This is a genomic window from Mediterraneibacter glycyrrhizinilyticus, assembly GCF_015560805.1.
GTDB classification, from domain to species: Bacteria; Bacillota; Clostridia; order Lachnospirales; family Lachnospiraceae; genus Schaedlerella; species Schaedlerella glycyrrhizinilytica_A.
On record NZ_JADMSO010000008.1, the window covers coordinates 77,400 to 98,412 of the forward strand.

At 46.6% G+C, this 21,013-nt stretch carries 23 protein-coding genes; 21 read left to right on the plus strand and 2 right to left on the minus strand.

What is annotated here, in order from left to right; translation table 11 throughout:
* Position 1: 1 nt before the first annotated feature.
* The 20 genes from ispH (at position 2) to I2H87_RS09600 (ending at position 17,671) form a co-directional block, all read left to right on the plus strand.
* The gene (gene ispH, locus I2H87_RS09505) at positions 2-856 is read left to right on the plus strand and encodes a 4-hydroxy-3-methylbut-2-enyl diphosphate reductase (RefSeq protein ID WP_009266112.1); all 855 of its coding nucleotides are present in this window, start codon (positions 2-4) and stop codon (positions 854-856) included.
* Positions 837-1,913 carry a 30S ribosomal protein S1 gene (gene rpsA, locus I2H87_RS09510; protein WP_009266113.1) on the plus strand — a complete coding sequence of 359 codons (1,077 nt, stop codon included), beginning with the start codon at positions 837-839 and terminating at the stop codon, positions 1,911-1,913. The genes ispH and rpsA overlap by 20 nt, the downstream gene beginning before the upstream one ends.
* 173 nt (positions 1,914-2,086) lie before the next feature.
* A complete protein-coding gene (gene rsxC / locus I2H87_RS09515; protein ID WP_195609817.1) occupies positions 2,087-3,406 on the plus strand; it encodes an electron transport complex subunit RsxC in 1,320 nt (439 codons plus the stop codon).
* A gap of 15 nt (positions 3,407-3,421) precedes the next feature.
* Positions 3,422-4,354: an RnfABCDGE type electron transport complex subunit D gene (locus I2H87_RS09520; RefSeq protein ID WP_009266115.1), complete on the plus strand. Its 933-nt coding sequence runs from the start codon at positions 3,422-3,424 to the stop codon at positions 4,352-4,354.
* A complete protein-coding gene (locus I2H87_RS09525; RefSeq protein WP_195609818.1) occupies positions 4,354-4,965 on the plus strand; it encodes an RnfABCDGE type electron transport complex subunit G in 612 nt (203 codons plus the stop codon). Before I2H87_RS09520 ends, I2H87_RS09525 begins: the two co-directional genes overlap by 1 nt.
* Positions 4,958-5,644 (plus strand): electron transport complex subunit RsxE, encoded by a 687-nt coding sequence (gene rsxE, locus I2H87_RS09530; protein WP_022152471.1) that lies wholly within the window; start codon positions 4,958-4,960, stop codon positions 5,642-5,644. The genes I2H87_RS09525 and rsxE overlap by 8 nt, the downstream gene beginning before the upstream one ends.
* Before the next feature lie 13 nt (positions 5,645-5,657).
* Complete coding sequence (locus I2H87_RS09535; protein WP_022152470.1) at positions 5,658-6,233, plus strand: electron transport complex protein RnfA; 576 nt, start codon at positions 5,658-5,660, stop codon at positions 6,231-6,233.
* 14 nt (positions 6,234-6,247) lie between these two features.
* Entirely contained in the window at positions 6,248-7,057 is an 810-nt protein-coding gene (locus I2H87_RS09540; protein WP_195609819.1) for an RnfABCDGE type electron transport complex subunit B, read from the plus strand.
* A gap of 190 nt (positions 7,058-7,247) precedes the next feature.
* Positions 7,248-7,616 carry a NusG domain II-containing protein gene (locus tag I2H87_RS09545; RefSeq protein ID WP_009266120.1) on the plus strand — a complete coding sequence of 123 codons (369 nt, stop codon included), beginning with the start codon at positions 7,248-7,250 and terminating at the stop codon, positions 7,614-7,616.
* Between the two features lie 37 nt (positions 7,617-7,653).
* Positions 7,654-8,145, plus strand: a complete 492-nt coding sequence (locus I2H87_RS09550; RefSeq protein ID WP_195609820.1) for a Gx transporter family protein — start codon at positions 7,654-7,656, stop codon at positions 8,143-8,145.
* Positions 8,146-8,177: 32 nt separating this feature from the next.
* Positions 8,178-8,789, plus strand: a complete 612-nt coding sequence (ruvA, locus tag I2H87_RS09555) for a Holliday junction branch migration protein RuvA (protein ID WP_022152468.1) — start codon at positions 8,178-8,180, stop codon at positions 8,787-8,789.
* Between the two features lie 21 nt (positions 8,790-8,810).
* Positions 8,811-9,812 (plus strand): Holliday junction branch migration DNA helicase RuvB, encoded by a 1,002-nt coding sequence (gene ruvB / locus I2H87_RS09560; RefSeq protein WP_009266123.1) that lies wholly within the window; start codon positions 8,811-8,813, stop codon positions 9,810-9,812.
* Positions 9,813-9,909: 97 nt separating this feature from the next.
* Complete coding sequence (gene zapA / locus I2H87_RS09565) at positions 9,910-10,320, plus strand: cell division protein ZapA (RefSeq protein ID WP_009266124.1); 411 nt, start codon at positions 9,910-9,912, stop codon at positions 10,318-10,320.
* 21 nt (positions 10,321-10,341) lie between these two features.
* Entirely contained in the window at positions 10,342-12,777 is a 2,436-nt protein-coding gene (locus I2H87_RS09570) for a U32 family peptidase (protein ID WP_165853404.1), read from the plus strand.
* A 13-nt stretch (positions 12,778-12,790) separates the two neighbouring features.
* A complete protein-coding gene (locus tag I2H87_RS09575) occupies positions 12,791-14,275 on the plus strand; it encodes an FtsW/RodA/SpoVE family cell cycle protein (RefSeq protein ID WP_009266128.1) in 1,485 nt (494 codons plus the stop codon).
* Positions 14,276-14,312: 37 nt separating this feature from the next.
* The gene (locus tag I2H87_RS09580; protein ID WP_117549629.1) at positions 14,313-15,668 is read left to right on the plus strand and encodes a peptidoglycan D,D-transpeptidase FtsI family protein; all 1,356 of its coding nucleotides are present in this window, start codon (positions 14,313-14,315) and stop codon (positions 15,666-15,668) included.
* Between the two features lie 2 nt (positions 15,669-15,670).
* A complete protein-coding gene (locus I2H87_RS09585; RefSeq protein ID WP_195609821.1) occupies positions 15,671-16,021 on the plus strand; it encodes a hypothetical protein in 351 nt (116 codons plus the stop codon).
* Between the two features lie 47 nt (positions 16,022-16,068).
* Entirely contained in the window at positions 16,069-17,004 is a 936-nt protein-coding gene (locus I2H87_RS09590) for a DUF2953 domain-containing protein (RefSeq protein WP_195609822.1), read from the plus strand.
* Between the two features lie 22 nt (positions 17,005-17,026).
* Positions 17,027-17,422, plus strand: a complete 396-nt coding sequence (locus I2H87_RS09595; protein ID WP_009266132.1) for a GerW family sporulation protein — start codon at positions 17,027-17,029, stop codon at positions 17,420-17,422.
* A gap of 108 nt (positions 17,423-17,530) precedes the next feature.
* Complete coding sequence (locus tag I2H87_RS09600) at positions 17,531-17,671, plus strand: hypothetical protein (protein WP_009266133.1); 141 nt, start codon at positions 17,531-17,533, stop codon at positions 17,669-17,671.
* A gap of 192 nt (positions 17,672-17,863) precedes the next feature.
* Here the strand turns inward: I2H87_RS09600 and rpmB are convergent, their stop codons facing one another.
* Together rpmB and I2H87_RS09610 are read right to left on the minus strand one after the other, a co-directional pair.
* Positions 17,864-18,049: a 50S ribosomal protein L28 gene (rpmB, locus tag I2H87_RS09605; protein WP_009266134.1), complete on the minus strand. Its 186-nt coding sequence runs from the start codon at positions 18,047-18,049 to the stop codon at positions 17,864-17,866.
* A gap of 89 nt (positions 18,050-18,138) precedes the next feature.
* On the minus strand, positions 18,139-18,744 hold the full coding sequence (locus I2H87_RS09610) for a TetR/AcrR family transcriptional regulator (protein WP_022151966.1): 606 nt from the start codon (positions 18,742-18,744) through the stop codon (positions 18,139-18,141).
* A 164-nt stretch (positions 18,745-18,908) separates the two neighbouring features.
* Here I2H87_RS09610 and I2H87_RS09615 point away from each other — a divergent pair, with 164 nt between their 5' ends.
* A complete protein-coding gene (locus I2H87_RS09615; RefSeq protein WP_195609840.1) occupies positions 18,909-21,011 on the plus strand; it encodes an efflux RND transporter permease subunit in 2,103 nt (700 codons plus the stop codon).
* The last annotated feature ends 2 nt before the right edge of the window (positions 21,012-21,013 follow it).

Below are 21,013 nucleotides of genomic sequence, written 5' to 3' on the forward strand. Positions count from 1 at the left end.
GATGAAAGTGATCACAGCAAAAACGGCAGGATTTTGTTTTGGAGTGGAGCGGGCCGTCAATACGGTGTATGAGCAGATCGAAGCTCACAAGGGGGAGGCAATCTACACTTACGGACCGATCATCCATAATGATGAAGTGATCAAAGATCTGGAAAAGAAAGGTGTGACGGTGCTGCGAACAGAAGAAGAACTGGAGCATCTGGATGCAGGCGTCGTGATCATCCGCTCCCACGGAGTAGAGAAAAGGATCTATGAGAAGCTGAATGAAAAAGGGATCACGATCGTAGATGCGACCTGTCCGTTTGTGAAAAAGATCCATCAGATCGTAGAGAAAGAAAGTGCGCTCGGGCACGAGATCGTTATCATCGGAAATCCGGCTCATCCGGAGGTACAGGGAATCCGCGGATGGGCGGGAGCGCATGTGAGCGTTGTGCAGAATAAAGAAGAGGCAGATAAATTTTCGGCGGAAGGCGGGGCGAAAGTCTGCGTCGTATCTCAAACGACATTTAATTACAATAAATTTAAAGATTTAGTTGAAATTATTAGCGAAAAGAGTTATGATATAAATGTTTTAAATACAATCTGCAATGCGACTAAGGAGCGTCAGGCTGAAGCCCGGGAGATTGCAGAGAGTGTGGATGCGATGATTGTGATTGGTGACAAACAAAGTTCCAACACTCAGAAGTTATTTGAAATATGTGCGAAAGCATGCAACGATACGTACTACATACAGACACTTGACGATTTGAATGTGAATCAATTAGGGTCAGTGGAAACAGTAGGTATTACAGCAGGGGCATCCACGCCCAACAATATAATTGAGGAGGTTCAAAATAATGTCAGAATTATCTTTTGAACAGATGTTAGACGAGTCATTCAAAACAATTCATAATGGAGAGGTTGTAGAAGGTACCGTTATTGATGTGAAACCAGATGAGATCATTCTCAATATCGGATATAAAGCAGATGGAATCATTACAAAGAACGAGTATTCCAATGATCAGTCCATCGACCTGACAACTGTGGTTGCCGTAGGCGACAAGATGACTGTAAAAGTATTGAAAGTCAACGACGGAGAGGGACAGGTTCTCTTAACATACAAGAGACTGGCAGCAGAAAAAGGCAACGAAAGACTTCGCGAAGCATTCGAGAACAAAGAAGTGCTGAAAGCAACAGTCACACAGATCCTTGGCGGCGGACTTTCCGCAGAAGTAGAGGGCGCGAGAGTATTTATTCCGGCAAGCCTCGTTTCTGATTCTTATGAGAAAGACTTGAGTAAATATGACGGACAGGAGATTGAATTCGTGATCAGCGAGTTCAATCCGAGAAGAAACCGTGTGATCGGTGACAGAAGACAGCTTCTTGTTGCTGAGAGAGCTGAAAAGCAGAAAGAACTGTTTGCAAGACTGCAGATCGGAGATACGATCGAGGGCGTTGTGAAGAATGTAACAGATTTCGGTGCGTTCATCGATCTGGGCGGAGTAGACGGACTGCTTCACATTTCCGAGATGTCATGGGGACGTGTTGAAAACCCGAAAAAAGTATTCCAGGTTGGCGACACAGTGAAAGTTCTTGTAAAAGACATCAACGATACAAAGGTTGCACTGAGCCTGAAGTTCCCGGAGACAAATCCGTGGGCAAATGCAGCGGAAGATTTTGCGGTAGGTTCTGTGATCACAGGAAAAGTTGCTCGTATGACTGATTTCGGTGCTTTTGTTGAACTTGCACCGGGAGTAGACGCACTGCTTCATGTTTCCCAGATTTCCAGAGCTCATGTTGAGAAACCGTCTGATGTTCTTTCTATCGGACAGGAGATCACAGCAAAGATCGTAGATCTGAACGAAGCAGAGAAGAAGATCAGCCTGAGCATGAAAGCGCTTGAAACAGCAGAGGCAGATCAGGACGAAGAGTAAGGATAAAAAGCAGGGCGGGGATACAATGTATCTCCGCTTTTTCTTTTTGTTAAAAAAGCAACAAGATGTACGGATAAAGATACAACAAAATTACATATAAGCTCTGGATTTTACATAGGAAATCCTGTATCATAACTATATTGTGAAATTGAAGAAAGGAAGGAATTCAAAAAATGGGACTTTTGACTTTTAAGGGTGGGATTCATCCAAATGACGGCAAGAGCCTTGCAAAGGATCAGCCGATCATGGAGCTTCTGCCGAAAGGTGATTTGGTCTATCCGTTGTCTCAGCATATTGGCGCCCCTGCGATCGCAGCGGTGAAAAAAGGCGACCATGTGTTAAAAGGACAGAAGATTGCGGAGGCGGGCGGTTTTGTTTCAGCGCCGATTTATGCGTCCGTGTCCGGAACTGTGAAAGCAATCGAAAAGCGTCTCAATCCGACCGGAAGCAGTGTGGATTGTATCGTGATCGAGAATGACGGGGCTTATGAGGAAGCAGAAAAGCTGCCGGTGAAAACGATCGGAGAGATGAGCCGGGACGAGATCTTAAATACGATCGCGGAGGCCGGGATTGTCGGTATGGGAGGTGCCGGTTTCCCGACGCGCGTAAAACTTTCTCCAAAAGAACCGGATAAGATTGATTATATCATTGCCAACTGTGCGGAATGTGAGCCATATATCACGGCAGATTACCGTAGAATGTTGGAGAATACGAGAGAACTGGTCAACGGTATGCGTATTGTACTTTCATTGTTTGAGAACGCCAAAGGTATTTTCGGGGTGGAAGATAATAAACCGGACTGTATTGCGAAATTAAAAGAAGCGATCAAAGACGAACCACGCATGGAGGTAAAAGTACTGCAGACGAAATATCCGCAGGGAGCAGAACGTCAGCTTATTTATGCTACGACGAAACGTGCGATCCATGCGGCAATGCTTCCGGCAGATGCGGGATGTATCGTGGATAATGTGGAGACACTGATCGGCATCCACTATGCGGTGGCAGAGGGAAGACCACTGACAGAACGGATCGTGACAGTAAGCGGTGATGCGGTGCAGAATCCGGGCAACTATAAAGTATTGCTCGGAACGAACCACAGAGAGCTGATCGAAGCGGCAGGCGGATGGAAAGAAGAACCGCAGAAGCTCATTTCGGGCGGACCGATGATGGGATTTGCGATGATCACACTGGACGCGCCGGTGACAAAGACTTCTTCTGCAATTCTTGCATTTAAAGAAGATATTGTGGCAAAGAGCCAGGTTTCAGCCTGCATCAACTGCGGACGCTGTGTGGAAGTCTGTCCGAGCAGGATCATCCCGTCGAGACTTGCGGATTATGCAGAGCGTCATGATGAGGAGATCTTTGTAAACCAGAATGGTCTGGAATGTGTCGAATGCGGATCCTGCAGTTATGTCTGTCCTGCAAAGCGTCCATTGAAACAGGCAATCGGTTCCATGCGGAAGATTGCACTGGCGAACAAAAAGAAAAAGTAGAGAGGTGAATGAACAGTGAATGAGAAATGGAACGTATCTTCTTCACCGCATATCCGTGATAAAGCAACAACGGGGAACATCATGCTGTTGGTCGTGATCGCATTGCTGCCGGCAACATTTTTCGGAATCTATAATTTCAGAAGTGAGAATGCATGGCTTCTTGTTGTTGTTACGACCGGTACAGCGGTGCTGACAGAGTACATATATGAAAAGCTGATGCACAAACCGGTTACGATCAAAGACTGTAGTGCGCTTGTGACGGGACTGCTTCTGGCATTGAACCTGCCGCCGACACTTCCGCTCTGGATGGGCGCGCTTGGTTCTGTATTTGCGATCCTTGTCGTAAAACAGCTTTTCGGAGGGCTCGGTCAGAACTTTATGAACCCGGCTCTTGCAGCACGTTGTTTTTTGTTGATTTCTTTCACAGGGAAGATGACATATTTTGTCTATGACGGAGTGACTGGACCGACGCCGCTTGCGGATTTGAAAGCGGGCGAGGCAGTCGATACAATGAGTATGCTGATCGGAAATATCAGGGGAACGATCGGAGAGACTTCGGTGCTTGCGATCATGGCGGGAGCGATGTTTTTGATCCTGATGGGCGTCATCGATCTTCGGATTCCGGGCACTTATATCGTGACATTTGTGATCTTCATTACAATCTTCGGCGGACATGGATTTGACCCGCAGTACATTACCGCACATCTCTGCGGAGGAGGACTGATGCTTGGCGCATGGTTTATGGCTACCGATTATGTAACGTCGCCGATCACGAAAGGCGGACAGATCCTTTACGGAGTCTGTCTTGGTCTTCTGACCGGTTTGTTCCGTCTGTTTGGCGGATCCGCAGAGGGAGTATCCTATGCGATCATTATCAGTAACCTTTTGGTTCCGTTGATCGAAAAGGTTACTCTTCCAAAACCATTTGGTAAAGGAGGAGAAAAGTAATGAAAAAGATTGTAAAAAATACAGCGATCCTGACCGCGATCACGCTGGTCGCAGGGTGTCTGCTCGGGCTTGTTTATGAGATCACAAAAGAGCCGATCGCAGTCGCAAAGGAAAATGCGAAGCAGGAGGCATACCGGGCAGTATTGACGAATGCGAAAGAATTTGAGGAATATGACAAATTCGATGCGGATGCAGCTGCAAAACTTGTAGCAGATGCAGGATATACCGACGATATTACAGAAGTTGCCGTTGCAAAAGATGAAGCGGGGGAATCGATGGGATTTGTCGTTTCCGTGACGTCTCATGACGGATACGGCGGAGATATCGCGTTGTCTGTCGGTATCTTGAACGACGGTACGGTGAAAGGTATCGAGATGCTTGAGATCGCGGAGACAGCAGGTCTCGGTATGAAAGCGGATGAACCGGAATTTAAAGAGCAGTTTGTCGATAAAAAAGTAGAAAAATTCAGTTACACAAAGACCGGAGAAGAGGGCGATGACAAGATCGACGCTTTGAGCGGCGCAACGATCACCACGAATGCCGTGACAAATGCGGTGGATGCTGCCCTTGTATATTTTCAGAATGAGTTAGGAGGTAGTGTCAATGAATAAATACACAGAGAGACTGTATAATGGTCTGGTGAAAGAAAACCCTACCTTCGTGTTGATGCTCGGAATGTGTCCGACTCTGGCGGTTACAACATCTGCGATCAACGGAATCGGTATGGGACTTTCCACGACGGTCGTTCTTGTATTGTCCAATATGCTGATCTCCATGCTTCGGAAGATCATTCCGGATTCCGTGCGTATGCCGGCCTTTATCGTTGTTGTGGCATCCTTTGTAACGATCGTTCAGTTTTTGATGGAGGGGTTTGTGCCGAGCCTTTATGCGTCGCTCGGAATCTATATCCCGCTGATCGTTGTAAACTGTATCATTTTGGGAAGAGCGGAAAGTTACGCGTCCAAGAATCCGGTGCTGCCGTCTATGTTTGACGGAATCGGTATGGGACTTGGGTTTACTTTTGGTCTGACATGCATCGGTATTGTGCGTGAGCTGCTTGGTTCGGGAAAAGTATTTGATATACAGGTGCTTCCGGAATCCTATGAGCCGATCACGATTTTTATCTTAGCACCGGGAGCGTTCTTTGTACTGGCATGTCTGACAGCGCTTCAGAATGTAATGAAAAAGAAAGCGTTGGAAAAAGGCGATGTAAAGAAAGCGGAGAAGATCGGCTGCGGCACGAACTGTGCGGAGTGCGGAAAAAAAGAAACTTGCGGGAATCTGAAATAGGAGGGGATAGAAGATGAAAGAATTATTACTGATTGCGGTTGGATCCGCGTTTGTAAATAACGTGGTGCTCAGCCAGTTTCTCGGAATCTGTCCGTTCCTGGGCGTTTCCAAAAATGTAAAGACAGCCGGCGGAATGGGCGGCGCGGTAATCTTTGTTATTACGATCTCTTCCTTTGTGACAGGGCTGATCTATAAATTCATCCTTGTACCGACAGGATTTGAATACCTGCAGACGATCGTATTTATCCTTGTGATCGCAGCGCTTGTACAGTTTGTGGAGATGTTCTTAAAGAAAGTGATGCCTCCGCTCTACAATGCGCTGGGTGTGTATCTGCCGCTGATCACAACAAACTGTGCGGTGCTCGGTGTGGCGCTGACAAATGTGACAAAATCTTACAGCATTCTGGAGGGTGTTGTGAACGGATTTGCGACTGCGGCAGGTTTCCTTGTTGCGATCGTACTGATGGCAGGTATCCGTGAAAAGATTGAGTATAATGATGTTCCGGAAGCGTTCAGAGGAACGCCGATCGTGCTTGTGACTGCAGGTCTGATGGCAATCGCGTTCTTTGGATTCTCCGGTCTGATTTAAGGAGGGCGTAAAGTATGTTGACAGGAATTTTGATCGCCGCCGCGATCGTCGGCGGAACAGGATTGTTTATCGGTGTCTTCCTTGGAGTGTCCGGCAAGAAATTTGCGGTGGAAGTCGATGAAAGAGAAGAGGCGATCTTGGGCGTGCTTCCGGGAAATAACTGTGGAGGCTGTGGGTACGCCGGATGTTCCGGTCTGGCTTCCGCGATCGTAAAAGGTGAGGCTGAAGTGGGCGGATGTCCGGTAGGCGGTGCGCCGGTTGCTGCCGAGATCGGAAAGATCATGGGACAGGATGCCGGAGCACAGGAGCGTCAGGTCGCATTTGTGAAATGCGGCGGAACATGCGAGAAAGCACAGGAAGAATACAATTATTATGGAATCCAGGACTGCGTGATGGCGAATATGATGCAGGATAAAGGACCGAAAGGCTGTGATTACGGCTGTCTTGGATACGGAAGCTGCGTGAAAGCCTGTCCGTTCGATGCGATCCATGTCGTAGACGGAGTGGCTGTCGTGGATAAAGAAAAATGTAAGGCATGTAAGAAGTGTATCGCGGCATGTCCGAAAAATCTGATCGAGCTTGTGCCGTATGAACAGAAGACATTTGTACAGTGCAATTCCAACGACAAAGGAAAGGCTCTGATGGATGTTTGTCTGGTCGGCTGTATCGGATGTAAGCTTTGTGAAAAGAACTGCGAAGCGGGTGCGATCACAGTAACGAATTTCCTTGCACACATCGATGCATCGAAATGCACGAACTGTGGTGTGTGCGCGGAAAAATGTCCGCGGAAGATCATTATGCCGCGGGAAATTCCGGTTTCATAGAGAAAAATTCCGAAGAATGGGTGTAAAATATGTCATTCTTCGGAATTTTTTTATTGTAAAGAAACGTATTTTTATATTGTTTTTTCTTTTCTATTCAAGACAAGAAAAATCAAATCGAACACATGGTTGCATTCCCGAAAAGACTGTGCTATGATAATACCGTTATAGACAATTCTAAGAGGAAACGTATATGAAAAAAAATGACTGGATATTGATCATTCTTGTGGCGGCTGTTGCAGGAATTTTTCTTGCCGTTTTATTGCTGAGACCCGAAGAGGCAGTGCGTCAGGTCGAGATCAGTGTAGATGGGGAATTGTATGGAAGATATGATCTGAACGAAGATCAGGAGATTTCGATCAATAAGACGAATAAAGTGCAGATTTCAGAGGGAACTGCGAAGATGACGTGGGCCGAGTGTCCGGATCAGATCTGCGTTCATCACAAAGAGATTTCCAGAACGGGTGAGAGTATTATTTGTCTGCCGAATAAAATCGTTGTGTCGATCATCGGAGGAGATGCGACGGATGGAGGAATTTCACCGGATGCCGTGTCGAACTGAGCCCGGCAGAGGAAGCATCAAAACAGGAGGAACAGGATTGAAGAACAGAGCAGCATATTTTGGAGTTTTTACAGCATTGGCGCTGATCTTTAGTTATGTGGAATCACTGATCCCGATCTATTTTGGTGTTCCGGGGATCAAATTGGGATTGGCGAATCTGCTGATCGTGATCTTTCTATATAAAAGGAATGCAAAAGAGGCATTGCTTTTATCCATCGTGCGGATCGTGCTGGCAGGTTTTATGTTCGCGAATTTATTCAGTATTCTTTATAGTCTCGCGGGAGGTATATTGAGCCTTGCGGTGATGGCATTTTTGAAAAAAAGAGGAACGTTCAGTGTGATCGGCGTCAGTATCGCAGGCGGTGTGTGCCATAATCTGGGGCAGCTGCTCGTGGCGATGCTGGCAGTGGAGACGTATCAGGTCGGTTACTATTTGCCGGTTCTTTTGAACGCGGGGATCGTGACAGGGATGTTGATCGGCATTGTTGCAGCGGAAGTATTGAAGCGGCTGAAGAATATAACGTTTTGAAAAAAGAGGAAACGCAATATGGAGGAATTACGATGATTTCATATGTTCGCGGGGAGTTGACCGCGGTAGAGAAAGACAAGGTGATCGTTGATGTGGGCGGCGTCGGATATGGAGTATTTATGCCGGAAGCATCGATGGGGATGCTTCCGCAGATGGGAGAGGAGATAAAACTTCATACGTATTTGAATGTGCGGGAAGATGCCATGCAGCTGTTTGGCTTTCTGACGCGGGATGATCTGGAAATTTTTCGTCTCCTGATCGGTGTCAGCGGGATCGGACCGAAAGGCGGATTGAGCATTTTATCCAAGCTGACGGCGGACGATCTCCGATTTGCAGTACTTTCAGGCGATGCAAAAGCAATCTCTTCCGCTCCTGGGATCGGGAAAAAGACTGCGGAAAAAGTGATCATTGAGTTGAAAGACAAACTGGATCTGGAAGAAATGCTGGAACCGAAAGATATTTCTCCTTCGGCAGAACCGGTCGGAGGCGGTCTTGCGGGAGAAATCCAGACGGAAGCCGTACAGGCATTGGTGGCATTGGGATATGGAAGCACCGAAAGTCTGCGCGCAGTGAAAAAAGTAGATCTGGAACAGGCAAAGACGGTGGAGGATGTACTGAAACAGGCGTTGAAGAATCTGTTCTGATGACAAATCGTGGGGAAGACAATGGCTAAGAGAATTATCACAACGGAAAATCTGGAAGAAGATATCAAAATTGAAAATCATCTCAGACCGCAGTGCCTGAAAGATTATATCGGTCAGGAGAAAGCAAAACAGACATTGGAAATTTATATCCGCGCTGCAAGAGAACGCGGGGATGCGCTGGATCATGTACTGTTTTACGGACCGCCGGGATTGGGAAAGACGACGCTTGCAGGGATCATTGCCAATGAAATGGGCGTGCACATTAAGATCACATCCGGTCCGGCGATCGAGAAACCGGGCGAGATGGCGGCAATCTTAAACAATCTTCAGGAAAACGACATTTTATTTGTGGATGAGATCCATCGGCTGAACCGTCAGGTGGAGGAGGTGCTCTATCCGGCGATGGAAGACTATGCCATCGATATTATGATCGGAAAAGGAGCGACAGCCAGATCGATCCGTCTGGATCTTCCGAAATTCACGCTGGTCGGCGCGACGACACGCGCAGGAATGCTGACTGCGCCGCTTCGGGATCGCTTTGGCGTGATCCACCATCTGGAATTTTATACGGAGGAGGAACTGACAACGATCATCATGCGGTCGGCTAAGGTTCTGGAGGTGGAGATCGAACCGGAGGGCGCCGTTGAACTGGCGAAGCGTTCCCGGGGAACACCGCGTCTGGCGAATCGTCTTTTGAAGCGGGTGCGGGATTTTGCCCAGGTAAAATACGATGGTGTGATCACAAAAGAAGTGGCAAATTATGCATTGGATCTTCTGGATGTGGATAAATATGGCTTGGATCATATAGACCGGAACATCCTGCTGACGATGATCGAACGTTTTGGCGGAGGTCCGGTAGGATTGGACACGCTTGCTGCGTCGATCTCAGAGGATGCCGGAACATTGGAAGATGTGTATGAGCCGTATCTTTTGAAACATGGATTTATCCAGCGAACACCGCGGGGAAGAGTTGCAACCGATCTTGCATATGCACATTTGGGCATTCCGCATGCAGAAGTGTAGCGGTTTGCGCAGGGAGTGTGTTGTTTTTTAAAAAACAGTTGGTTTTTAATTCCATATAGTTTATAATAGCAGATAAGAAACGCATGGGGAGGAAGCTATGAGTTCAGCAAAACATTTTACAGAAGTATTGATAGGCGGAAAAGTATATACGTTGAGTGGATTTGAGGGGGAAGAGTATCTGCAGAAAGTATCTTCTTATTTGAACCACAAGATCACCGAGTGTACGAACAGTGAAGGTTACCGTAAGCAGAGTGCTGATACACGCAACGTGCTCCTGGCCCTGAATATCGCTGATGATTATTTCAAAGCAAAGAAGCAGGGAGATTCTCTTGAGAGCGACATCGAATTAAAGGATAAGGAGATGTATGATCTGAAGCATGAACTGATTTCTGTACAGATCAAGCTTGAGAATGCGGAGAAAGAGCTTGCCAAGATGAAAGAGGAAAACAATGATCTGCAGATGCAGATCGTGAAACTGGAAACAGAGATGAAGAATCGCAGAAAGTAAAGAGTATAGGTGGTTCAGCGAGTGAATAGAGAAAGAAAAGCGGAAATATTAGCGCCGGCGGGATCTTATGAGAGTTTCCGTGCGGCAATTTTGGCAGGGGCGGATGCAGTGTATGCAGGCGGCCCTCGTTTTGGTGCAAGGGCTTATGCAAAGAATTTTTCAAAAGAGCAGATGCTTGCGGCGATCGACGAGGCACATCTTCACGGGAGAAAGTTCTATCTGACTGTCAATACGTTGTTAAAAGAACCGGAGATGGCGGAGCTTTTTGCATATCTGGAACCCTTTTATAACGGGGGTTTAGATGCGGTGATCGTACAGGATCTGGGTGTTTTTTCCTTTGTGAGAAGATGGTTTCCGGATATGGAGATCCATGTGAGCACGCAGATGACGGTAACCGGAAGTGAGGGGGCGGCATTTTTAAAGGAGAGAGGGGCGACCCGTGTTGTTCCCGCACGGGAATTATCTCTGGAGGAAGTGCGCAGAATGAAAAAAGAAACCGGAATGGAAATCGAGTGCTTTGTGCACGGAGCGCTTTGTTATTGTTATTCCGGTCAGTGTCTCATGAGCAGTCTGATCGGCGGAAGAAGCGGAAACCGGGGGCAGTGCGCGCAACCGTGCAGGCTTCCGTATGGCGCGAATGGGGAAAAGGGATATTTGTTGAGTCCGAAAGATATTTGCACGCTTGACCTGATCCCGGATCTGATCGATGCCGGGATTGATTCTTTCAAATTGGAGGGGCGGATGAAGCGTCCGGAATATGTGGCAGGCGTGACCGGAATGTACCGTAAATATACGGATCTGTATCTGGAAAGAGGACGAGCCGGTTATCGGGTGGACGAGACGGACCGGAAACAGTTGATGGATCTGTACAACCGCGGCGGTTTTCACAATGGTTATTATCGGCAGCATAACGGGAAAGAGATGATCTCGAAAGAGCGTCCGAATCATGCCGGAGTGGCGGCAGTCCGGGTAACCGGGCAAAAGGGACGGGAAGTGACGGGAGCTGCACTGACAGAGATCGGAAAAGGCGATGTTCTTTCTTTTCCGGCGGGAATCAAAGAAGATTATACATTTGGCGCTGCGTATAAAAAAGGCGCGGAAAATGTAAAACTTCTTGTGCCGAAACAGGTTCGCATAAAACCGGGGACGATTTTATACAGAACGAAAAACCGGACGCTTTTAGAAGAATTAGAAAAATCGATCCAATTTGGAAAAATACAAGAAAAAATTTATGGTTATTTTACGCTTTCCGTTGGAAAACCTGCTAAACTGATCGTATGCTCGGATACAGTCTCGGTGGAAGCCGAATCGGAGATACAGGTGGAGCAGGCGGGAAAACGACCGCTTGCGGAGGAACAGGTTCGAAAGCAGCTTGAAAAAACAGGAGAGACGCCGTTTATTTTCGAGACATTGGATATCGGGATGGATCCCAATGTCTTTCTACCGATGCAGCAGCTCAATGAGATGCGCAGACGGGCGCTTGCGGAATTAGAAAAACAGATCTGCAGGCAATATCATCGGGAACTGAGAGCAAATCCGGAAAACAGGGAGAACAGAGCGGTATTTTGCGACCGGGAAGAGATTGTATACAAGAATACAAATGAACGATCGGTAGAAAACAGACCGGAACTGACGATTCTGACAGAAACGATCGAACAGTTCCGGACAGTGGAAGTATTCGCGGAAGAATATCGGGGGATCCATCGGGTTTATGTGGACAGCGCGATGGGGGGAGATCTCTTCCGGACACCGGAAGCTCTTTTGATCTGTGAATGCTTGCAGCAGTCGGGAGTGGAAGTGTATCTGGCGATGCCGCATATTTTCCGGAATGAGACGGAGGCGCTTTTTACAGCGCAGTATGCAGAGAAGATCCGGGACGGATTTGACGGGATTCTTGTGCGGAATCTGGAAAGTATCCGTTTTCTGGAGCGGATCGGATTTGACAGGAATGTGATTACGGATCATAATTTATATGTGTTTAATCGATATACGAAGCAGTTCTGGAAAGAGAACGGGATCGCACAGTTTACGGTTCCGTTGGAATTGAACCGGCAGGAGATAAAAGAGCTGGGGATCGAGGATGGTGAGATGGTTTTATATGGTAATCTTGCGGTGATGATCTCCGCTCAATGTGTCGAGAAAACAACAAGAGGATGCCGTAAGAAAGACGGGATGACAGTCCTGACAGACCGGTATCAGAATCAGTTTGCTGTCCGGAATCGTTGTCGGGAGTGCTATAATGTGATTTATAATTCAGCGCCGCTGTATCTGCTGGATTTAAAAGAAGAGGTGCGGGAACTCGCTCCAAAGCGCGTACGTCTGCAGTTTTCTGTGGAAGATAAGAAGCAGACGGAACAGATTCTGCACGCGTACCGGGAAAGTTTTGTTCTGGGAAAGCAGACGGAACGGATGCCGGAAGACTATACGCGGGGACATTTTAAGCGGGGCGTAATATGAGGCAGGTGACAAAGTGACAAATATTATCGTAGAACTATCAAAATATCTGATCATCTTATTGATGGCGTGTTATACATTTTCCTGTTTTTCGATCTTTACGAAAGAATACGTGGAAGATGAAAAGCGTGTGTTGATCATGCAGAATATCGTTATGTTTCTGATGCATTTTCTGGCATATATGGTGATGTATCTGAAAATGAACGAACCGAAGCTTATGTTCTTTTATGCGGCGCAGGTTGTCTATTTTCTGGCGGTAATCCTTTTATACTCGCTGATCTATCCGACAGTTTCAAAACTGATCGTCAATAATATGTGTATGCTGATCAGCATCGGACTGATCATGATCACGAGGCTGAATTACGGAAGCGCGGTAAAGCAGTTTATCTTTGCAGTGCTTGGATCGGTTTTCGGGCTGGTCGTACCGGTGATCATCCGAAAGATGAAATCGCTGATCGACTGGACGTATATTTATGCGGGAGTCGGACTTGGCGCTTTGACGCTGGTTGCTGTTTTTGCGGCGACGTCGGGAGGGGCGAAACTGGGGTTTGAGATTGCAGGGATCGGAATCCAGCCCTCGGAGTTTGTGAAGATCCTGTTTGTATTTTTTGTGGCGTCGAGTCTGAAGAAATCGACGGAATTTAAAAATGTTGTGGTGACGACGGCGCTTGCCGCGGCACATGTGCTGATCCTTGTATTATCAACGGATCTGGGCGCGGCGCTCATTATGTTTGTCGTATATCTGGTTATGCTTTATGTAGCGACACAGCAGCCGCTTTATGCGGTGGCAGGCGTGGGGGCGGGGAGCTTTGCAGCCGTGATTGGCTACAAATTGTTTGCGCATATCAAGGTACGTGTAGCTGCCTGGAAAGATCCGTTTGCGACATACAGCGACGGCGGCTATCAGGTGGCGCAGTCACTGTTCGCTATCGGAACAGGAAGCTGGTTTGGAATGGGACTTTGCCAGGGAAGTCCGGATCTGATCCCGGTAGCGGAAACCGATTTTATCTTTTCGGCGATCGCCGAGGAACTGGGAGTGATATTTGCACTCTGTCTGATCCTTGTCTGTGTGAGCTGTTATGTGATGTTTTTGAATATTGCAATGGAGATACGGAACCGCTTTTATAAACTGATTGCGCTGGGACTTGGAACCTGTTATATTTTTCAGGTGTTTTTAACGATCGGCGGAGTGACTAAATTTATCCCGTCTACCGGAGTGACGCTTCCGCTTGTGAGCTACGGAGGAAGTTCGATGTTGAGTACGATGATCATGTTCGGAATCATTCAGGGATTGTATATTATCCGGGAAGATGAAGAGGAAGAGATCATCGAGAAGAAAAGAGAGAGAGCAAATAGAAATGAACCGAGAAGAACGGCAAAGAAGAAACCAACACAGTCAAAGCCAAAACAGCAGAGACCATCGGGGACAGAACCGGAACGACCGAAACAGAAACGAAAAAAGCCGGCGTTCGAGGAGGTCCCTAAACAAAGAGTTCGCTAGAGTCACCTACTTTTTTGTGATCCTGTTTCTTGCCCTGATGGGGTATCTTGTCTATTTTAATGTGGTGCGTGCAAAAACGGTGGTCAATAACCCACACAATGAGCGGCAGGATAATTTTGCGGAACAGGTTGTACGCGGCGCGATCACGGACCGCAACGGAAACGTTCTTGCAGAAACACAGTGGGCAGAAGACGGAAGCGAATATCGTGTGTATCCGTATGGCGATATTTTTGCCCATGTAGTCGGATACAGTAATCCGGAGCTTGGAAAGACCGGGCTGGAGTCAGTCGAGAACTTCCATCTTCTGACATCCAATGCGTTTTTTCTGGAAAAGCTGAAAAATGAATTTCAGGATCAGAAAGATATGGGAGATACGGTTGTGACTACGCTGGATGCAAATTTACAGCAGGCGGCATATAATGCGATGGGAGCGAATAAAGGGGCGGTTGTTGTTATGGAAGCTTCCACGGGGAAGATCCTCGCGATGTTGTCCACTCCTTCGTATGATCCGAACCAGATCGCGGCAAACTGGGATTATCTGAATGCAGATGGGGAGAACAGTCCGCTTTTGAATCGTGCGACGCAGGGCGCCTATGCGCCGGGATCTACATTTAAGATCGTGACGACATTGGAATATATGCGGGAATATCCGGATTACATGAATTATATGTATGAATGCGGCGGCGCGATCACGGTGGGAGATACAACGATCCACTGTTTTGACAATACGGTGCATGGTTTGGAGGATCTGCGAAGTTCTGTTGCGAATTCCTGTAACGCTTCCTTTGCAAATATCGGTCTGCTGCTGGATAAAAATGCATACCGGAAAACGGCGGAAGAATTACTGTTTAATAAAAAACTGCCGTCTGTCCTGGATTATACGAAAAGTTCGTTTGCCGTTACGGAAGAAACTGGTGAGGCAGAGATGATGATGACGGCGATGGGACAGGGAAATACATTGGTAAGCCCGTATCATATGGCACTGATCACAGCGGCGGTGGCAAACGGCGGTACACTGATGGAACCGTACCTTGTGGAAAAGGTGACGAATTATACTGGAACGGAGATCAGCAAAAATGTGCCTAAGAGTTATCGGAGACTGATGACTTCGGAAGAGGCAGCGCAGTTGAAAGAATACATGCGCGCAGTGGTAGATGAGGGAACAGGAATGCTGCTTGGCGGACAGTCCTATACGGCAGCTGGAAAGACCGGAACAGCGGAGTACAGCATGGTGGATGGCGAGAAGACCCATTCCTGGTTCATGGGATTTACCAATGTGGACAATCCGGAACTGGTCATTAGTGTGATCGTGGAGGGTTCCGACGGACAGGACGGCGCGAAAGCGGTACCGATCGCGAGACAGATCCTGGATTCCTATTATTACGGGGGCTGACGATGAAGATCAAATGTTATTGTGATTTATATGTAAGTGAATCGTTGAAAAACAAGCAGAACCAGATCCTGGAAGAAGTGATGAAACAGCGTCCGCGTCCATCCGTGTATCTGATCACGCTGGCACAGGGAAAGCAGAACCATCTGGAATTTTATTCCGGTCTTCTCTTGTGGCAGCATGTGTTCGACCATGCGGAACTGTTTGTGGTCGGGCTGGCAGATGGATATTATGAAGCAGTGGAACTGGTGGAGAAAATCATAAACGATACGATCCGGGCGACCGGAGATGTGAATGTGCGGGGATATCTGAACCGGAGTCAGATGAAATTTGAGGAAAGCAGAGCAGGAATATGATTTTGCAGATTGTCTTATGGATCTTGAAAATAATAGGGGGGATTCTTTTGGCGGTACTAGGACTGTTTGTGCTGGCGGTTTGTTTCGTTTTGTTCACCCCCCTTCGATATAAGGGAGAGGCGGGGTGTCAGGGGAAAAAGGAAACTTTGTGGGCGCAGTTGCAGTTTTCTCTTTTGTTCCGTTTTGCAGAGGGGTGCGTGGAATACGCAGATGGGAAGACGACATGGCGGCTGAGGGTGGCATGGAAACAACTGCAGGGAGCGGAAGCAAAGCAGGTGATGGAAGAAACGGCATCTGTTGCCGAATCAATGGCGGAAAACGCGCAGACAGGAGTGGGAATACCGGAAGAAAAGCCGATGGAGAAAACGGAAGAACCCGGGGAAAGACGGTCAGAAGAACGGTCAGAAGAATGGCAGAAGCCGTCAGAAGAACAGGGAAAATCGCGGAAAAGTGCGGAAAAACCGCATGAAAACTCGGAAAACCGAGAAAAGCCTTGGAAAAGCCCGGAAAAGTCATTTGAAAAATCCGCAAAGAAAGCAGAAGATGAAAAAAGGAGCTTTTTTGAGCGGATCGAATATACATTTCAGGTATTCTGTGATAAGATGAATGTGCTGATCGAAAAGAAAGAGAAAATAAGATCCTTTCTCGAAGACGAGATCCATCATGTTGCGTTTTTGAAAGCGATACAGTCTTTAAAACGACTTGTCTTAAGACTGAAACCAACTGATTTTTCGGGAAATGTACGGTTTGGATTTGAAGATCCTGCAGTGACCGGAAAGACGCTGGCAGTACTCAGTGTGACGGCACCATTTTTTGAGGGAAATCTTGAGGTGGAGCCGGAATTTCAAGAGGAGATTCTGGAGGGAGAGCTTTTGATCGCCGGGAAACTTACCGCATGGAAATTTACAGCGCTTGTACTGGAACTGTTCACAGACAAAAATATCCGAAAGACGATTTCGCATATTAAGAATTTTAAATTATGATCAACAGGGAGGAAGAAAAGAAATGTCGGAAACAAATAATTTAAAAAATACAGTGGAGTCCTTGTTTGACGGGATGGATGGAGTTGTATCGACGAAAACAGTTGTCGGGGATGCGATCCATATCGGAGACACAACGATCGTTCCTCTTGTGGATGTATCATTTGGAATCGGAGCCGGCTCTTTTAGCGGGGAGAAAAAAGAAAAAGGCATGGGAGGGATCGGAGGAAAGATTACGCCTAGCGCTGTGCTCGTGATCAAAGACGGATCTACCCGCCTTGTGAACATCCGGAATCAGGATACGATGACAAAGATCCTCGACATGGTGCCGGAACTTTTGGATCGTTTCACAACGAAAAAAGAAGATAAGTTATCTGAAGAAGATGTTGCGGATATTTTAGATGAGGCAAAAGCAGAATAGAGAACAGAGATCCCATTCTGGACAGAATATGTTTTGGAATGGGATTTTTGCATGTTTCCGAAAAGAATGCATAGTATAGTGTAAGAGAACTGTGCAGGAGAAAGACAGATGAAACGTGTCTGCGGATTTGCACTGATCAATATGTCGGTGGGAATGCTTGTAGTGTTTTTGCTCCCTGCCACTTCCGTCTTCCGGGTGCTTTTGTTTCTTGCCTGTGTGGCAGGCGGTTACTTTTTGTTTTGCAAATAAAAATCACCGGAAGTGCCCAAAGGCACATTCCGGGATTGTAAGCAGTCGCCAAGGTCTCGGGCAAGCCCGGACTTTGGTTCGTCGCCTATACAAGAAAAAGACTCAATATCCATACGATACTGAGTCTTTTTAAAATTCCGTGTCTCTAAAGCAATCATGCATTCGCTTTATCAATCTGTTCATCCCGGCGGATTAAGCACGCTCAACGCGACCTGATTTCAGGCAGGATGTGCAAACGTACATTTTTTTAGAACCGCCTTCTGTTTTCACACGAACGGACTTTACGTTTGATTTCCACATTTTTGGTGTTTTTCTATGAGAGTGACTTACACTGTTTCCGAAATGAGCACCCTTTTCACAAATAGCACATTTAGCCATCATTGCACCTCCTAACAATCTGATATAGTCCATACGGACTCACAACAATGATATTTTAGCAGAAAGATTTGCCAATTGCAAGTGGTTTTTTATTTTTCTTCGGTAAACACGAGAAAAATATGTTTCAATGTCTTGTGCAGGTATGGAAGATATTCGTCCATGCTGACCGGCTGCTCAAGCAAAATGCAGTTGTAGCTTGTCGTCCCGATCAGTTCGATCATTGTAAACAACATCAATTCCGGGGATTGGCAATGAATTCGGTACCGATCCAGGGCATCCAGATAATGTTGGTAAAATTCGTAGGTGGCAGGGAAATCGGCGTTGGAAAACGCAGTCTTAAAAACACCCCACGAGAGATTTTTTGCAACAAACTGTAAAAGATCATGTTGTTTCTGAAAACGGTCGATAATGTAATCGGTGATAAAACAGATCTCTTCTTCAAAACTGCCAAGATTCAGTTTCCGCATTTCCTGAAAAGTTTCTTCAAAAAGGCGGTTGCCTTTATAAGCAATGAGCTTGTCCCTCAGATCATATTTATCTTTAAAATAGAGATAGAACGTTCCCTTTGCCAGACCGGCTTTTTCCACGATATCAGAAATGGTGGTCTTCGCAAACCCTTTTTCTGCAAACAGATCGAATGCGGTCTTTAACAGAGCGTTTCGTTTTGAAAGTTTATTGTCATCGACTTTCCCCATGACAGTCCCCTCCTAAAAAGTTGTTCATTTTTTGTATATTATGAACGAGTTTGGAAGAAAAGTCAACAAAATGACCAAAGTTCATTTTTTACACAAATTTTATTGACTAACGGTCATTTTTGCGTATAATGTGTACTAGACAAAGAAAGAAGGAGATGGTAGACGTGGTGAAAGTCGGCAAAGGGATTGCCAGACACAGAGTGCTGATCTTGATTCTCAGTATACTTTTACTGATTCCGTCAATGATCGGCATGGCAAGGACGAAAATTAATTATGATTTACTGAGCTATCTGCCGGGAAATCTGGAGACGGTAAAAGGTCAGGATATTCTGGTGGATGAGTACGGCATGGGGGCGTTCTCCATGGTCGTTGTGGAGAATATGGAACTGAAAGACGTACAGAAACTGGAAGAAGAATTCAGTGAGGTGGAGCATGTCAAGGATGTTCTCTGGTACGACGATGCGGCGGATATCAGCCTGCCGGTTGAGATGATCCCGAAAGATCTGCGGGAGACATTTTTCCGTGGGGATGCAACGATGATGCTGGTTCTTTTTGATAATACGACCTCATCGGATGAGGCAATGGGGGCGGTTAGTGAACTGCGCAGGATTGCAGATGAGCGATGCTTTGTCGGAGGAATGACAGGCGTTGTCACTGATATCAAAAACCTGTGCGATGAAGAACTTCCAATCTACGTGGTCATCGCAGTGCTGTTGTCGCTTCTTGTATTGGAACTGACTTCCACATCCTATCTGACCCCGCTGCTATTTTTGTTCAGCATCGGAGCCGCAATTTTATATAATTTAGGAAGTAATGTCTTTTTGGGAGAAACTTCCTATATCACAAAGGCGCTGACTGCGATCCTGCAGCTTGGAGTGACCATGGACTATTCGATTTTCCTGCTGAACAGTTATGAGGAGAATAAACGGCGGTTCCCGGGGGAAAAGGAACGCGCGATGGGGCATGCGATCGCGAATACATTCAAATCCGTAGTCGGAAGCTCCGTGACAACGATCGCCGGATTTGCAGCACTTTGTTTTATGACGTTTGCACTTGGAAGAGATTTGGGGATCGTGATGGCGAAAGGTGTTGTGATCGGTGTTCTTTGCTGCGTAACGCTGCTGCCGTCTCTTGTTCTTATATTTGATAAACTGATCGAAAAGACGAAGCATAAACCATTGATCAAAAGTATGGATCGTCCGTCCGCATTTATCACAAAACATTACAAAGTTTGGATCGTGATCTTTTTGATCATGCTGTTCCCGGCAATTTACGGAAACAATCATACACAGATTTATTATGATATTGCAAAATCGCTGCCGGATACTCTGGCAAGTAATGTTGCCAATGAGAAATTAAAAGAAGATTTTGAAATGAGCAATATGCATATGATCCTGATGGATAAGGATATGGATCAGAAAGCAAAAGCGGATATGCTGGAAGAAGTTGATAAAATCGATGGCGTAAAGTGGAGTCTCGGACTGGATTCGCTGATCGGACCGATGGTTCCGGACAGTATGATCCCGGAAGATGTAAAGGAAATGCTCCAAAGCGACAATTATGAACTGGCATTTATCTGCTCGGAATATGAGTCTGCAACGGATCAGGTCAACGACCAGATCGCAGCGATTGACAAGATCGTAAAATCGTATGACGATACGGCGATGGTGATCGGGGAAGCGCCGCTGATGAAAGACCTGCAGGATGTGACGGATGTGGATCTGATCAATGTCAATGCGGTGTCAATGATCGCGATCTTCCTGATCATTATGATCGTGTTCAAATCGATTTCATTACCGGTGATCCTTGTGGCTGTGATCGAATTTGCGATTGCGGTCAACATGGCAGTGCCGTATTACAGCGGTATCAGTCTTCCGTTTGTGGCGAGTATCGTGATCGGTACGATTCAATTAGGAGCAACCGTGGACTATGCGATCTTGATGACAAGCCGTTATCAGAAAGAACGTATGCTGCGCGGACAGACGAAGAAAGATGCGATCGCGATCGCACACAAGACAAGTATGCCGTCGATCATCAGTAGCGGATTGAGTTTCTTTGCAGCAACATTCGGCGTAGCATGTTATTCCAAAGTGGATATGATCGGTTCGATCTGTACGTTGCTTGCAAGAGGCGCGCTGATCAGTATGTGTGTCGTGATCCTCGTACTGCCGGCAATGTTGATGATCTTTGATAAAGTGATCTTAAAGACAACGTTTGGATTTGGAAAACAAAAACAGGAAAATCAGATCCAGCAAACTCAGAATTGAAA

What these genes read in the sequence shown, in the direction of transcription:
- ispH (WP_009266112.1), top strand. Translation starts at nt 2, where the DNA reads ATGAAAGTGATCACAGCAAAAACGGCAGGATTTTGTTTTGGAGTGGAG.
- rpsA (WP_009266113.1), top strand. Translation starts at nt 837, where the DNA reads ATGTCAGAATTATCTTTTGAACAGATGTTAGACGAGTCATTCAAAACA.
- rsxC (WP_195609817.1), top strand. Translation starts at nt 2,087, where the DNA reads ATGGGACTTTTGACTTTTAAGGGTGGGATTCATCCAAATGACGGCAAG.
- I2H87_RS09525 (WP_195609818.1), top strand. Translation starts at nt 4,354, where the DNA reads ATGAAAAAGATTGTAAAAAATACAGCGATCCTGACCGCGATCACGCTG.
- rsxE (WP_022152471.1), top strand. Translation starts at nt 4,958, where the DNA reads ATGAATAAATACACAGAGAGACTGTATAATGGTCTGGTGAAAGAAAAC.
- I2H87_RS09535 (WP_022152470.1), top strand. Translation starts at nt 5,658, where the DNA reads ATGAAAGAATTATTACTGATTGCGGTTGGATCCGCGTTTGTAAATAAC.
- I2H87_RS09540 (WP_195609819.1), top strand. Translation starts at nt 6,248, where the DNA reads ATGTTGACAGGAATTTTGATCGCCGCCGCGATCGTCGGCGGAACAGGA.
- I2H87_RS09545 (WP_009266120.1), top strand. Translation starts at nt 7,248, where the DNA reads ATGAAAAAAAATGACTGGATATTGATCATTCTTGTGGCGGCTGTTGCA.
- ruvA (WP_022152468.1), top strand. Translation starts at nt 8,178, where the DNA reads ATGATTTCATATGTTCGCGGGGAGTTGACCGCGGTAGAGAAAGACAAG.
- ruvB (WP_009266123.1), top strand. Translation starts at nt 8,811, where the DNA reads ATGGCTAAGAGAATTATCACAACGGAAAATCTGGAAGAAGATATCAAA.
- zapA (WP_009266124.1), top strand. Translation starts at nt 9,910, where the DNA reads ATGAGTTCAGCAAAACATTTTACAGAAGTATTGATAGGCGGAAAAGTA.
- I2H87_RS09580 (WP_117549629.1), top strand. Translation starts at nt 14,313, where the DNA reads ATGGGGTATCTTGTCTATTTTAATGTGGTGCGTGCAAAAACGGTGGTC.
- I2H87_RS09585 (WP_195609821.1), top strand. Translation starts at nt 15,671, where the DNA reads ATGAAGATCAAATGTTATTGTGATTTATATGTAAGTGAATCGTTGAAA.
- I2H87_RS09595 (WP_009266132.1), top strand. Translation starts at nt 17,027, where the DNA reads ATGTCGGAAACAAATAATTTAAAAAATACAGTGGAGTCCTTGTTTGAC.
- I2H87_RS09600 (WP_009266133.1), top strand. Translation starts at nt 17,531, where the DNA reads ATGAAACGTGTCTGCGGATTTGCACTGATCAATATGTCGGTGGGAATG.
- rpmB (WP_009266134.1), bottom strand. Translation starts at nt 18,049, where the DNA reads ATGGCTAAATGTGCTATTTGTGAAAAGGGTGCTCATTTCGGAAACAGT.
- I2H87_RS09610 (WP_022151966.1), bottom strand. Translation starts at nt 18,744, where the DNA reads ATGGGGAAAGTCGATGACAATAAACTTTCAAAACGAAACGCTCTGTTA.